This window comes from Streptomyces sp. MNU76 (assembly GCF_020982545.1).
Classification (GTDB): domain Bacteria; phylum Actinomycetota; class Actinomycetes; order Streptomycetales; family Streptomycetaceae; genus Streptomyces.
This window is the reverse complement of record NZ_JAJKLK010000029.1, coordinates 32,771-44,940: the sequence shown is the minus strand read 5'-3', so window position 1 is coordinate 44,940 and position 12,170 is coordinate 32,771. Positions and strand designations below refer to the sequence as shown.

Sequence of the window (12,170 nt, the reverse complement as noted above, 5' to 3'; positions counted from 1 at the left end):
TGCTCGCCCGTCAGTCGCGCTTCGGCATGGGCGCGCCCTCGGCTTCCCTCATCCGCTCGGGCGTCCAGTACTGCCGGACCTTCTCCGGCCCCTGCCGTGTCTCGTGGGCCGTGCTGCCGGAGTCCGGCTGCGACGCGGGTTCCGAGGCGGTGGCCGCGGTGCGCCAGGCGGCCACCGCCACCACGACGGCCGCGACAACGGCGGCGGCCGCCACCCAACGGCTCGTAGCGCTACGACGCATGGCTGCCTCCTGTTCCTGTCAGGTGCTTCAGGTCCTTCAGGTGCGGTGCTTCAGGTGCGGTGCTTCAGGTGACGTTGCCCTGGGCGTCGTACATCGCCTTGACCGCGTCGTCGAAGTAGGCGGCCTCGTTCCAGCCGGTCGAGGTGACGGTGCTCATCACGCCGTTGACCGATCCGAGGCCGTTGGAGTCGTTGAACTCACGCAGCCATGGTCCACCGCTGGAGCCGCCGCCGAAGTTGCACTGGAGCTCGATGCCGTTGTCACTGGCCGCCCGTGTCGTGCCCGTGCAGGCCCACTGGATCTCGCCGCTGTCGAAGTTCCCCGGGTAGCCGAGGATGGTGACGGGCTGCGTGCGCGAGAAGTTCCAGCTCATCCCGTGGCCGCCGGTGACATTGACGATCTTGTTGCCGTTGAGGGGCCACGTGGTCACCATGGCCACGTCCCGCCTGAGGTCGCTGCTGTTGATCCAGGCGTTGAACGTGCGCATCTGCTTGGCGGCGAAGGTGCCGAACGGGCGGGCCCCGGAGCGGTAGCGCGGCACATAGACCCAGTTCGTCATCCAGGTGCCGCCGCTGCCGCCGTGGACGCAGTGCCCGGCCGTGACCACCATCTGTTTCGAACCGCTGTTCAGGGCGCTCGCCGAACACGCGTACGTGCCACCGTTGCTGGGGTTGGTGAAGAACACCTTGCCCACCGCGGCGGATTCGTTGATGCGCGGGGCCGCCTGGCCGGAACGAGCGGGGGCGGACGGGATCGTGCCCGGTTTCCCGGTGGGGCCGGCCTTCATGGTGGCGGCGCCGGAGGGCGCGGGCGTTCTGTCGAGCGAGACGGCCTTCGCCATCCGTTCCGGTGTCCAGTAGCGCTCCAGCGCGGCGATGTCCTGGGCCGAGTCGACCGGGTCCCCGCTCGACAGACGCGCGGTCCGGCCGGCACTGGTCGCACCGCTCCCGGCGGTGGTGGGATCACCGGCGGCGCGCTCGGTCTGGGTGCGGGTCTGCGCCGGGGCGGGGGCCGCCTCGGCTGTCGTTGCCGTACCTATCAGCGTGAGGACGGTGGCCGCGGCCAGCGGAAGTATCGCGTGTCTGAGACTGCGCACGAAGTAGCTCCTTCGAAGATCGTGGGAGGGCGCACTCGGGAGTGGAGTGCGTACTTCTGACGGCATGACCGACATGGCCGGTCGATGTGCGGGGCACAGCGAACCTAGGCCGGTCGAGGACATGCCAAACAGCCTCAGATCAGCCGCTCTGTTATTGACTCGGGGTAACCCTGCCTATTCGGCCGGTCCGGATTTCCGCTTGCTCTCCGGCGGGGCATGGCCCACGAACGGCGGACCGCTCAGCGGGCCTCGGTGCGTTGCCCGACCCTGAGGTGCGACTCCTCCACGTGCTGTTCGGACTCCGGCTTCATCAGGACGCTGCGCAGGACGCGCGCCCTGTCGGCGAGGATGCGCGCGGATGCGGAGTCGACAGCGGTCGAAGTGGCCGGTTCGACGTTCGGGAAGTGACTGACGATGTCCGGTTCGGGCTGTTGGTGGAGTGTCAGGTACTCGGAAGCATCGATGAGCCGGGCCCACTTCCGTGCGGCGCGCCGGCCTGCCGCGAGGAACTGACCGAGACCGTCGGCCGTGGGCGGGAGCAGTTGGAGGGTGAGCAACAGGGCGGCGGCGGAGGCGCAGGCGCGTGAGCATTCCGGGCTGATCTCGCCGAGGTGGAGTTCGGCGGAGGTGAAGCAGGTGTACGGCGAGTCGTGGAGGTAGAAGCGGCCGACCTCGGGGGCGCGGAAGAGGACGGCGCCGCAGCCGTAGGGCTGGAGTCCGTGCTTGTGCGGGTCGACGACGAGCGAGTCGGCTCGGGCGATGGCCCGCCAGGGCTCGGCGGGGAGCCCCTCGGGGCCGTCTGCACCAGCGCGGAGGGTGAAGAACCCGCCGTACGCGGCCAAGAAGTGGACGCGGACGCCATGGCGTTCGGCGATGGCCGTGGGTGTAGCGGGCGATGCTTCGGACTGGCTCGTCGCGGACGCGGGCACCCCGCGGATGCCCGGGTGCCCGCCACCGGTCTCACGCCACGTGAAGGGTCGGGCGTCAGCCGCCCAGGGCCGTGAGCACCACGGACCGGGCCTCCTCCTGGACCCGGGCCAGATGGTCCGGGCCGAGGAAGGACTCCCCGTAGATCTTGTAGACGTCCTCCGTGCCCGAGGGGCGGGCCGCGAACCAGGCGTTGGCGGTGGAGACCTTGATGCCGCCGAGAGCGGCGCTGTTGCCCGGGGCCTCGGTGAGGACCGATGTCACCGGGTCACCGGCGAGGGTGTCGGCGGTGACCTGGCGCGGGGACAACTTGGCCAGCAGCGCCTTCTCCTCGCGGGACGCCGGGGCGTCGACGCGCGCGTAGGCGGGGGCGCCGAAGCGGTCGGTCAGCTCGGTGTAGTGCCGCGAGGGGGTCCTGCCGGTGACGGCCGTGATCTCGGAGGCGAGCAGCGCCAGGACGATGCCGTCCTTGTCCGTGGTCCACACCGAGCCGTCGCGGCGCAGGAAGGACGCGCCGGCCGACTCCTCGCCGCCGAAGCCGAGCGTGCCGTCGGACAGTCCGTCCACGAACCACTTGAAGCCGACCGGGACTTCGACCAGTGGGCGGCCGACGTCCGCCGCGACCCGGTCGATCATGCCGGACGACACCAGGGTCTTGCCGACGCCGGCGCCCGCGGGCCACTGCTGCCGGTGCGAGAAGAGGTACGAGATCGCCACGGCCAGATAGTGGTTGGGGTTCATCAGGCCCCCGTCCGGCGTGACGATGCCGTGCCGGTCGGCGTCGGCGTCGTTGCCGGTGGCGATGTCGAACCGGTCGCGCCGCTCGATGAGGGAGGCCATGGCGTACGGCGAGGAACAGTCCATCCGGATCTTGCCGTCCCAGTCCAGCGTCATGAAGCGCCAGGTGGGGTCGGTGAGCGGGTTGACCACCGTCAGGTCGAGCCCGTGCTGTTCGGCGATGCGGCCCCAGTAGGCGACCGAGGCGCCACCCAGCGGATCGGCGCCGATCCGTACGCCGGCGGACCGGATCGCCTCCAGGTCCAGCACCTCGGGGAGGTCCGCCACGTAGGCGCCGAGGAAGTCGTACCGGCCGGTGCCGGGGGCCGCCAGGGCGCGGGCGTAGGGGACCCGCCGTACGTCCTTCAGGCCGGCCGCGATGATGTCGTTGGCGCGGTCCTGGATCCAGGAGGTCGCCTCCGAGCCGGCCGGCCCGCCGCTCGGCGGGTTGTACTTGAAGCCTCCGTCGGCGGGCGGGTTGTGCGAGGGCGTGACGACCACGCCGTCGGCGAGACCGGACGTACGGCCGCGGTTGTGGGTGAGGATGGCGAGCGAGACCGCCGGGGTGGGCGTGTAGCCGTCGGTCTGGTCGATGAGGACGGTCACGTCGTTGGCGGCGAACACCTCCAGGGCCGTGATCCGCGCGGGCTCGGACAGGGCGTGGGTGTCGGCGCCGAGGAAGAGGGGGCCGTCGGTGCCCTGGGCGGCGCGGTACTCGCAGATGGCCTGGCTGGTGGCCGCGATGTGGTCCTCGTTGAACGCCGCCGCGAGGGACGAGCCGCGGTGTCCCGAGGTGCCGAAGGCCACCCGCTGTCCGGGCTCGGCGGGGTCCGGCCGCAGCGCGTAGTACGCAGTGACCAGACGGGCCACGTCGATGAGGTCCTCGGGCCCGGCGACCTGCCCCGCTCGCGCGTCCTGCATTTCCCCGCTCCTCCGCAAAGCTCGACCGTCGAGGGCCGTTGAGTACGGTCCTCCGAGTACGGTCCTCATTCTCCCCTGCCCGGCCCGCCGTGACGCACGCGCACCGGGCGGCCGTTGTGGCGTGTGTCCCGCGGGTGCGACCATACGGGTCGACGAGCGAAGGGACGTCGATGTGAGGCAAGAGGACCAACGGCCGCCCGCCGCCGCGCTGTTCGACGCGCTGGGTCCCTCCTACGAGAAGGCGTTCGCGCGTGCTCCCGCCCATCTGTCCGCGCTGGGCTGGCTGATCGAGCGGCTGCCGCCGGCGGCGCGGACGCTGGACGTGGGCAGCGGCACGGGCCGGCCCACGGCGGCCGCGCTGGTCGAGGCGGGCCACTGGGTGCTGGGCGTCGACGTCTCCCCCGTCATGGTGGAACTCGCCGCCCGTCAGGTCCCCGAAGCCGAGTTCCGGCACGGCGACATCCGGGACCTCCCCCTCGACGCGGACTCCTTCGACGGCGTGTGCGTGTTCTTCTCGCTGCTGCAGATGACGCGCGCCGAGCAGACGGCGCTGACGCGGCGTCTGGCCCGCGCCCTCAGGCCGGGCGGGCATCTGGTGCTGGCCACCGTGCCCGCGGACGTGGAGGACGTCGAGGTGCTCTTCATGGGCCTGCCGGTCCGCGCGACCAGCTTCGCCGAGGAGGGCGTCGTCGGCATGGTGGAGGCGGCGGGACTGACGGTCCTGTCCCGGCACAGCGCCGTGTTCACGCCGGACCACCCCGACGCCGGGCCCGAGCCCCATCTGTTCCTGTACTGCCGTCGCGACGGGACCGGGAACTGAAGCGCGGTTGATGTGTGTTGATGTGCGGCTGACGCTTTGCTTCCCGGCGGGCGCTCTCGCTCGGTGTTCGGGCGCGCCCTTTCGGCATCCGGCCTCCCGGCCGCGCCCGTCACGGTCGCGCCCCTACGGTCGCGTCGACGCGGAGAGCGGCACCAGCATGGTCACCGCGTCCTGCAGTCCGGACGGCCGCGGCAGTTCCTCCGGAGTGCGGCGGCCCCAGCCGGGGCCGCACAGAAGGACGGGGCTCTGTCTGCGCGCGCCGCGGATCCCCCAGCGGGTCGCGGCGATGTGCTGGGCCAGCGCCAGGCCGGCGGTGGCCCGCGACTGGGCCCACAGGGCGACCGCGGCCGGGGCGACACGTCGTACGGCCGCGTCCATTGCCTCGGCCGGGACCGCTCCGCCGAGCATCAGCACCGGGACACGCCGCTCCGCCAGCGCGGCGGCGAGCGCCTCCAGCGGCAGCGTGTGGTGCTCGTCGGGGAGACAGGCCAGCAGGACGGGCGCGGCCTCCCCCGCCGGTCCCGGCGTCGAGAGGTACATGTGCCGCAGCGTGGTGGAGATGTACCAGGACAGCAGGTGCTCGACCTCCACGTACCGGTCGCCGGAGGACTCCCACTTGCGGCCGACCGCCCGCAGAGTGGGCGCCATCACCTCTTCCCACGCCACGACGAGCCCGTAGGCGCCTACGACGGCCAGGAGTTGTTCCTGGACAGCCGCCGCGTCCAGCCGGACGGCGGCACGGGCCAGGCCCCGGCATTCCTGGCGTACGTCGCCCAGGGGCAGGGCGGAGGCCGGGGGGTGCCCACGCCGCGCCCGGACGGCCGGGGCAGCGGGTGCGGGAACGCCGACGTCCCCCGGCCGCGCGGCCGGGGGCACGACGGTCGAGCGGGGCACCTCACCGACCTGCCCCCTCGCCCGCTCCATGGCGGCACGGGCGGCCTCCGCCGGAGGCACTCCCGTGGCCGTCAGCCGGCACATCTCCTGGAGCATCGCCACGTCCTCGGGCGACCAGCGGCGCTGGCGGCCCTCGGCCCGTACGGCGGGCCCCAGGCCGTACCGGCGGTCCCAGGAGCGCAGCGTCGTCGGTGACACGCCGAGCCTGCGCGCGAGGAAGCCCGTCGTCACCCGGTGGCGGGGCAGTTCGGCGACCTGCTCGGGCGCGGGGGCGAGGAAGCCGGGCGTGGGACGTTGCGCCATGGTTTGCCTCCTTCCACACCCTGCGTGCGCCACGGGCCGCATGGGCCACGGCCCGCGTGTCAGCCACGGGCCGTGCGGGTCACGGGCTCCCGCACTGCCTGTCTTCCGGCGAACATGGTCGAACGGATGCGCTCACGGAGTTCGCGATCGCGGCAGCCCTCCGTCGTCACCCGCTTCTCGTCACCCGGGGAAGCGGCCCGTGGAACGCAGGTGCCAGCGCCGCTCCGCGTAGGCGAGGTCGTCGCGCCACAGGCGGCCCGCGGCAGCCCGTACGAGCGGTCGCAGCAGCGGCGCCGCCTTGCGGGCCAGGGCGAACCCGGGCCGGTCCGAGGCGGCCACGACGGCCTCCACGACGGCTGTCCGGGGCCGGCCCCGGTCGTCGGGAGCGAGCGGTGTCGCATGGGTCTCCACCACCGAGCCCTCGCCCTCGCCCTCGGTGATCCGCATGACGACCGTGCGCGGCTCGGGCGCGGTGAACACCGCCCGCACCGGCACGACGAGTCGCCCGGTGAGCCTGAAGGACACGTCGACCGTGAACCCGTCCTCCTCCCCGGCGGGCGCGTCGACGACGGTCAGGTCGACGAAGGAGTACGGGTGGAACCAGGCGCCGTGCCACGGATCCAGCCGGTTGGCGACCACGTCCTCCGGCTCGCAGACGCCGACGGCGACGTAGACCGCCGACAGCGCGGCCGCGCTGTCCGGCCGTACCGGCACCACGGGTGCTTCGAGAGGCGACTCGCCGCCCACGTCGTCCAGGCGTACCCAGACCAGCACACCGTCGTCGTACGCGGGCAGCGGCTCCCAGCCCGCGAACGGGCCGCCGGACAGGGCGAGTCCGTGCCAGTGGCACAGGAGGGTGCCGCAGCGCACCGGGCTGTCCTTCAGCGGCGCGCCCAGGTGGGGGCAGACGCCGGGCCCGGCGACCAGACGGCCGTCCGCGGCACGCCAGACGACGATCTCCCGGCCCGCGATCGTCCGGGCGAGCGGACGGTCGTCCCGGATGTCCCGGGTCGCGCCGACGACGTACCAGTTGCCCGACGGGCGGGCCTGCGCGCGTTTGAGGGCCTCGGCGATCACGGCCGGGCGGGCCTCGCGCCAGGTCGGCCGCTGACGTTCCCAGGGCACCGTGTCGCGGTTCAGGGACAGGGGATACCGGCGGCGGCCGCGGTCGGGGCGTCGGGGGCTCACGCGACCTCCTCGTGGAGCGGGTGGGCGGGGCGGTGACGGCGGTCGGCTCATGTCCGGCGGCGGGCGCGGTGTCCGGCGGGCGCGGTCCCGGCCGCCGTGCCCCGGCGCGCGCCGCCCGTGCCGCCGCCGCCCGTGCCGCCGTCAGGCGTACGAGTCCGTCGACGGCCACCGCTGCGCGCCGTCGGCGGGGGACCACGGCGCGGCGGTGCAGCACGGCGTAGCCGTCGCGAGCGACGGCGTCCAGGATGCCCCCGTACAGCACGAACGCGGTGCGGATGCAGGGGCGTGAGACGGGGTCGAGCAGGGCGAGGCCCGGGGCCGCCTCGCGGTAGACGCCACGGGTGAGGTCCTCGAAGGCACGCAGTGCCTCGGTGATCCGCCGGTCGCGCCGGCCGGTGCGGCGGCTCCACGACAGCAGTTCCCGGTCCGTTCCGTGCGCGCTCAGCAGGTCGGCGGGCAGATAGAGGCGGCCGCGGTCGAGGTCCTCGCCGACGTCCCGCAGGAAGTTGGTCAGTTGGAAGGCCACCCCGAGGGCGGCGGCGTGCGGGGCGGCCTCCTCGCGCGGGACCACCGTGCCGAGGATCGGCAGCATCTGCAGCCCGATCACGGCGGCGGAGCCGTGCATGTAGGTGCGCAGGTCGTCGTAGGTCGGGTAGTCGGTGACCTCCAGGTCGCTGCGCATGGAGGCCATGAAGTCGCTGAAGTGCCGGTGGTCGATGGCGTACCGGCGGGCCGTGTCGGCGAGCGCGAGGACGACCGGCTCGTCACCGTCGCCGACGCCGACGCCGTCACCGATGACGTCACTGATGCCGTGGCCGTCGGTCAGGGCGTGGCCGTCCGTTCGGGCGTGGGCGTCGCGCAGTCCTCGTTCCAGCCGTTCGTGGAGGAGCGCGAGGTCCGCCGCGCGGCGGTGCGCGGGCGCGTCGGTGTCCAGGGAGTCGACGATGTCGTCGGCCCAGCGGGCGAAGCCGTAGAGCGCGTGCACGGCAGGGCGGCGTTCCACGGGCAGCAGCCGGGTGGCGAGGAAGTAGGTCCTGCCGTGCCGGGCGTTGAGGCGGCGGCAGCGGGCGTAGGCGTCGCGCAGCACCGGCTCGGTGATGCCCGCCGCGTCGAGTTCGCGGGCGGTCATGAGGGGGTTCCTTCCGGTGCGGCCGACGCGGTGCGCCGACGCCTGGGGACGGGGGGCGCGTGTCGGCCGGTGATGCGGGCGGCGGCGAGCTTGCCGGACAGCAGGACGGTCGGCACGCCCACGCCGGGGGTGGTGCCGCAGCCGGCGAGTACGGCGTTGGCGGTGCCGCGGACGAGGTTGCGCGGCCGGAACGGGCCGGTCTGCGCGAAGGTGTGGGCGGCCGAGAAGGGGGTGCCCGCCGCGTGGCCCTGGGCGTGCCAGTCGGCCGGGGTGACGAGCGCCTGCTCCTCGACGGCGTCGGCGAGGCCGTCGAAGCCGCGGCGTTCCAGCTCCCGCAGGATGCTGTCGCGGTAGCGGGGAGCCAGGTCGCCCCACGCGGCGGCGTCCGGTCCGATGTCGGTGTTGGGACAGGGCGCGAGGATGTAGTGCAGGTGGTGGCCGGGCGGGGCGAGCGTCGGGTCGGTGGCGGTCGGGCGGGTGATCAGCAGGGACGGGTCGCTCATCAGGCTTCCGGTGCGGGTGAGTTCGTCGAAGGTGCGTCGCCACGCGGTGCCGAAGGACAGGGTGTGGTGGGCGAGTCGGGGCCAGGTCCGGTCGGTGCCGGCGTGCAGGACGACGGCCGACGGCGCGTGTCTGATCCGCAGCGGGCGGCGCGGCGGGCGGCCCAGCAGGGCGTAGGCGACGGGCAGATCGGGGGTGAGGACGACGGCGTCGCACGGGATGCGCTCGTGTGCGGTGACCACGGCGGTGACGCGGTCGCCGGAGCGTTCCAGCCGGGTGACGTCCCGCCCGAACCGCAGGTCCGCGCCCGCTTCGGCGGCGGCGTCCGCCATGGCCTGCGGCAGGGCGTGCATCCCGCCGCGGGGGAAGTACACGCCGGCCACGGTGTCCATGTAGGCGATCACGGCGTAGGCGGCGAGGGCACGCGCGGGCGGGACGCCGGCGTAGAGCGCCTGGAAGGAGAAGACCCGGCGCAGGCGTTCGTCGCGCAGATGGCGGCCGATGCCGGCGTCCAGCCGTCCGAAGCCGCCGAGCGCGGCGAGCCGCGCGAGGTCCGGGGTGAGCAGCTGGAAGGGGGAGTCGAAGTTGGTGTCGATGAAGCGTCTCATCTGCGCCCGGTACAGCCGCTCCAGCCAGCCGCGCAGCCGCCGGTAGCCCGCGGCCTCCTCGGCGCCCGCGAAGCGTTCGACCTCCGCCTCCATGGCGTCGGCGTCGGTGTGGACGTCGAGGCCGCTGCCGTCGGCGAACAGGGCCCGGTAGGCCGGGTGCAGGGGGATGAGGTCGACGCGGTCGCGCAGGGTCGCGCCGACCGCGGCGAATGCCTCGTCGGCGAGCTCGGGCATGGTCAGCACGGTGGGGCCGGTGTCGATGCGATAGCCGCCGCGCTCCAGGCGTCCGGCGCGACCGCCGGGCAGCGGGTCACGCTCGACGAGGGTGACCCGGCGGCCGGCTCCGAGCAGGTGCAGGGTGGCCGCCAGGCCGGAGAGTCCGGCGCCGACGACCACCACGTGGTCCGTGCGCCCGGGAACGGTCCTGGTCATCGGGCGGCCCCTTCGACGGCGCCCAGCAGCAGCGAGACGGGCACGCCGTCCAGGGGGCCATGGGCGCCGGAGGAGGGAGGCGGCGGTGACGGGGCGCCGGCCGCGGTGTGCAGCAGGTCCCGCAGCCGCAGTCGGCCCTCCGCCTCCAGCGGGGCGGATTCCAGGTGACGCAGGCCCTGGGCGACGAGGCGCTCGATCTTCGCCTCGACGATGTCGCGCGCGCCGGTGCGGACCAGGACGTCGCGGACCTCGGCGAGACGGTGCTCCGGCAGATCGGCCCGGCCGAGGGACCGCCCCAGTACGGCGAGGGCGTGGCGGTCGTCGGCCACCTCGGCCCGGGCCTGTGCCACGGCGACCAGGTAGGTGGGCTTGCCGGCCCGGATGTCGCCCCCGGTGGGTTTGCCGACGTGCCGGGGACCGCCGAAGACGTCGCCGAGGTCGTCCCGGAGCTGGAAGGCGATGCCGACGCAGCGCCCGGCCGAGCACAGGGCGCGGGTCCGCGCAGCGTCCGCGCCCGCCAGCGCCGCCCCGAGTGCCAGGGGGCGCTCCACCGAGTACAGGGCGCTCTTCAGGCAGGCGGCGCGGATCGCGCGGGCCAGGGACCTGGAGGAGGTCGCCTGGCCCTGGATGTCCAGGTACTGACCGGCCACCATCTCGGTGCGCATGGTGCTCCACAGCTCGCGCACGGCGTGCTCGGCGGCCGGTGTCGCCCTGGTCGCCGCCACGATGTCGTCCGCCCAGGCCAGGGCCAGATCGCCGGCGAGGATGGCCGCGGCCTCTCCGAAACGCGTCCCGTGGACCGGCTCCGTGACGTCGGCGTACTGCGCGGCGATGTCGGCGTGCAGGGCGAGTCGGCCTCGGCGCAGCCGGGAGCCGTCCATGACGTCGTCGTGGACCAGCGCGCAGGTCTGGATGAGTTCGAGCGCGGCGCCGATCCGCAGGGCGGCCTCCGTCTCGGCGGCCCCTCCCCCGCACGCGCGCAGGGCCCACCAGACGAAGCGCGGCCGCATGAGCTTGCCTCCGTCCAGGGCGAAGCGTGCGACCCGCTCGGCCAGATCCCCCGCGAAGACCGGGTCGAGCGCGGCGGCCCGCTCGGTGCGCTCCGCCAGCAGACCCTCCAGCACCCGTCGTACGGCCCCGGGGACGTCGCGGTCGACGGCGTGCGGCCCGCGGTCGACGGCGTGTGGCCCGCACGCGTCCGCCGGCATGGGTGAGGGGTCCTCCTCACCGGATCCGGGCGGTGACGCTGCCGCGGGGTGATCCTTCGCGTCGCTGGGGCCCATCAGGGTTCCTTCCGTCGCCGGCAACAGCGGTGTCTGCTTCAACGCCTTCCGTGGCAGAGGCGCGCACGGATGCGCCGAAGGAGTGAAAAGTGCGGCCGCTTCGCGCTGAGCGCCCGGCGCGCCCGGCGCGCCCGGCGCACACGACAGCGCGGCGCGCTGCCGAAGCGATGTGAAGGGACGCGAAGCGCTGCGAAGCGACGCGGTGCGAAGCGACGCGGCACGGCACAAAGCGCTGCACAGGCGATGCAAGTTGTCTCCCTTCGGTCCGTCCTCGCAGGGTGGAGGAGTCGCAGCAGCCGGCGCACGAGCCGGTTCGAACGGGACGGGTGCCCCGCAGTCCGTCCGTCACCCCGTGGGACCCGACGGACCACAGCCCGCACAAGGAGCAGACGCCATGACTGCCATGACTGCAGAGCAGGCCACCAGGCACACCCACGCCGACGTACCGCCCCGGACCCCGGCGGACGACTTCCCCACGGGCGAGGACCTGGCCGCCGGTTTCGTCGCCGGGGACGAGGGCAGCCTGACCGCCGCGTACCACCGGTGGGGCCCCCTGGTGTTCACCCTGGCCCGGCGCTCCCTCGGCGACGCCCGGGAGGCGGAGGACGTCCGGCAGTCGGTGTTCCTCGCCGCCTGGCGCGGACGCGCCGGGTACGTCCCGGAGCGCGGCCCCCTGGGTGCCTGGCTCGTCGGCATCACCCGACGCAAGATCGCCGACGCCCTGGCGGCGCGGACGCGACGGGCCGAACTCGTGGCGGCTGCCGGGACGCGCCTGACCGAGGCGCCCGTGCACCCGGACACGCTGCCCGACGCCGTGCTCGACCGGGTCCTGATCGGCCGGGAGTTCACCCGGATCCCGGCCCCCCAGCGCCTGGTGCTCACCCTCGCCTTCTACGACGACCTGACGCAGACGCAGATCGCCGAGGTCACCGGCTGGCCGCTGGGGACCGTCAAGAGCCATGCGCGGCGCGGGCTGCGGCGCCTGAGTCACCGTCTGCGGGAGGAAGGCGTCCTGGACGTCCTGGACCCCTCGGTGTGACTCGGGAATCG

9 protein-coding genes and 2 pseudogenes are annotated in these 12,170 nt (G+C 73.9%); 2 read left to right on the top strand and 9 right to left on the bottom strand.

The window, feature by feature from the left end; translation table 11 throughout:
* Positions 1 to 10: 10 nt before the first annotated feature.
* The 4 genes and pseudogenes from E4N62_RS42460 to pgm all read right to left on the bottom strand — a co-directional run bounded on the left by E4N62_RS42460 (position 11) and on the right by pgm (position 3,962).
* The gene (locus E4N62_RS42460; protein WP_230223464.1) at positions 11 to 241 is read right to left on the bottom strand and encodes a hypothetical protein; all 231 of its coding nucleotides are present in this window, start codon (positions 239 to 241) and stop codon (positions 11 to 13) included.
* 64 nt (positions 242 to 305) lie between these two features.
* Complete coding sequence (locus tag E4N62_RS42455; protein ID WP_230223463.1) at positions 306 to 1,337, bottom strand: serine protease; 1,032 nt, start codon at positions 1,335 to 1,337, stop codon at positions 306 to 308.
* 239 nt (positions 1,338 to 1,576) lie between these two features.
* Positions 1,577 to 2,212, bottom strand: a pseudogene (locus E4N62_RS42450) (aspartate aminotransferase family protein); the annotation flags it as partial.
* 109 nt (positions 2,213 to 2,321) lie between these two features.
* Positions 2,322 to 3,962, bottom strand: a complete 1,641-nt coding sequence (gene pgm, locus E4N62_RS42445; protein ID WP_230223462.1) for a phosphoglucomutase (alpha-D-glucose-1,6-bisphosphate-dependent) — start codon at positions 3,960 to 3,962, stop codon at positions 2,322 to 2,324.
* A 172-nt stretch (positions 3,963 to 4,134) separates the two neighbouring features.
* On the opposite strand from pgm, the gene E4N62_RS42440 reads away from it, so the two are divergent.
* The gene (locus tag E4N62_RS42440; protein WP_230223461.1) at positions 4,135 to 4,782 is read left to right on the top strand and encodes a class I SAM-dependent methyltransferase; all 648 of its coding nucleotides are present in this window, start codon (positions 4,135 to 4,137) and stop codon (positions 4,780 to 4,782) included.
* Positions 4,783 to 4,905: 123 nt separating this feature from the next.
* Here E4N62_RS42440 and E4N62_RS42435 read toward each other — a convergent pair whose 3' ends face one another.
* The 5 genes and pseudogenes from E4N62_RS42435 to E4N62_RS42415 all read right to left on the bottom strand — a co-directional run bounded on the left by E4N62_RS42435 (position 4,906) and on the right by E4N62_RS42415 (position 11,120).
* Positions 4,906 to 5,979, bottom strand: coding sequence for a MerR family transcriptional regulator (locus E4N62_RS42435; protein ID WP_230223460.1), 1,074 nt, complete (start codon positions 5,977 to 5,979; stop codon positions 4,906 to 4,908).
* A 180-nt stretch (positions 5,980 to 6,159) separates the two neighbouring features.
* Complete coding sequence (locus E4N62_RS42430; protein ID WP_230223458.1) at positions 6,160 to 7,167, bottom strand: DUF5914 domain-containing protein; 1,008 nt, start codon at positions 7,165 to 7,167, stop codon at positions 6,160 to 6,162.
* Positions 7,168 to 7,219: 52 nt separating this feature from the next.
* Positions 7,220 to 8,296, bottom strand: a pseudogene (locus E4N62_RS42425) (phytoene/squalene synthase family protein); the annotation flags it as partial.
* Positions 8,293 to 9,837 (bottom strand): phytoene desaturase family protein, encoded by a 1,545-nt coding sequence (gene crtI / locus E4N62_RS42420; protein ID WP_230223455.1) that lies wholly within the window; start codon positions 9,835 to 9,837, stop codon positions 8,293 to 8,295. The pseudogene E4N62_RS42425 and the gene crtI, both read right to left, overlap by 4 nt.
* Positions 9,834 to 11,120: a polyprenyl synthetase family protein gene (locus E4N62_RS42415; RefSeq protein WP_374117223.1), complete on the bottom strand. Its 1,287-nt coding sequence runs from the start codon at positions 11,118 to 11,120 to the stop codon at positions 9,834 to 9,836. The genes crtI and E4N62_RS42415 overlap by 4 nt, the downstream gene beginning before the upstream one ends.
* 403 nt (positions 11,121 to 11,523) lie before the next feature.
* On the opposite strand from E4N62_RS42415, the gene E4N62_RS42410 reads away from it, so the two are divergent.
* Positions 11,524 to 12,159 carry an RNA polymerase sigma factor gene (locus E4N62_RS42410; protein WP_230223760.1) on the top strand — a complete coding sequence of 212 codons (636 nt, stop codon included), beginning with the start codon at positions 11,524 to 11,526 and terminating at the stop codon, positions 12,157 to 12,159.
* The last annotated feature ends 11 nt before the right edge of the window (positions 12,160 to 12,170 follow it).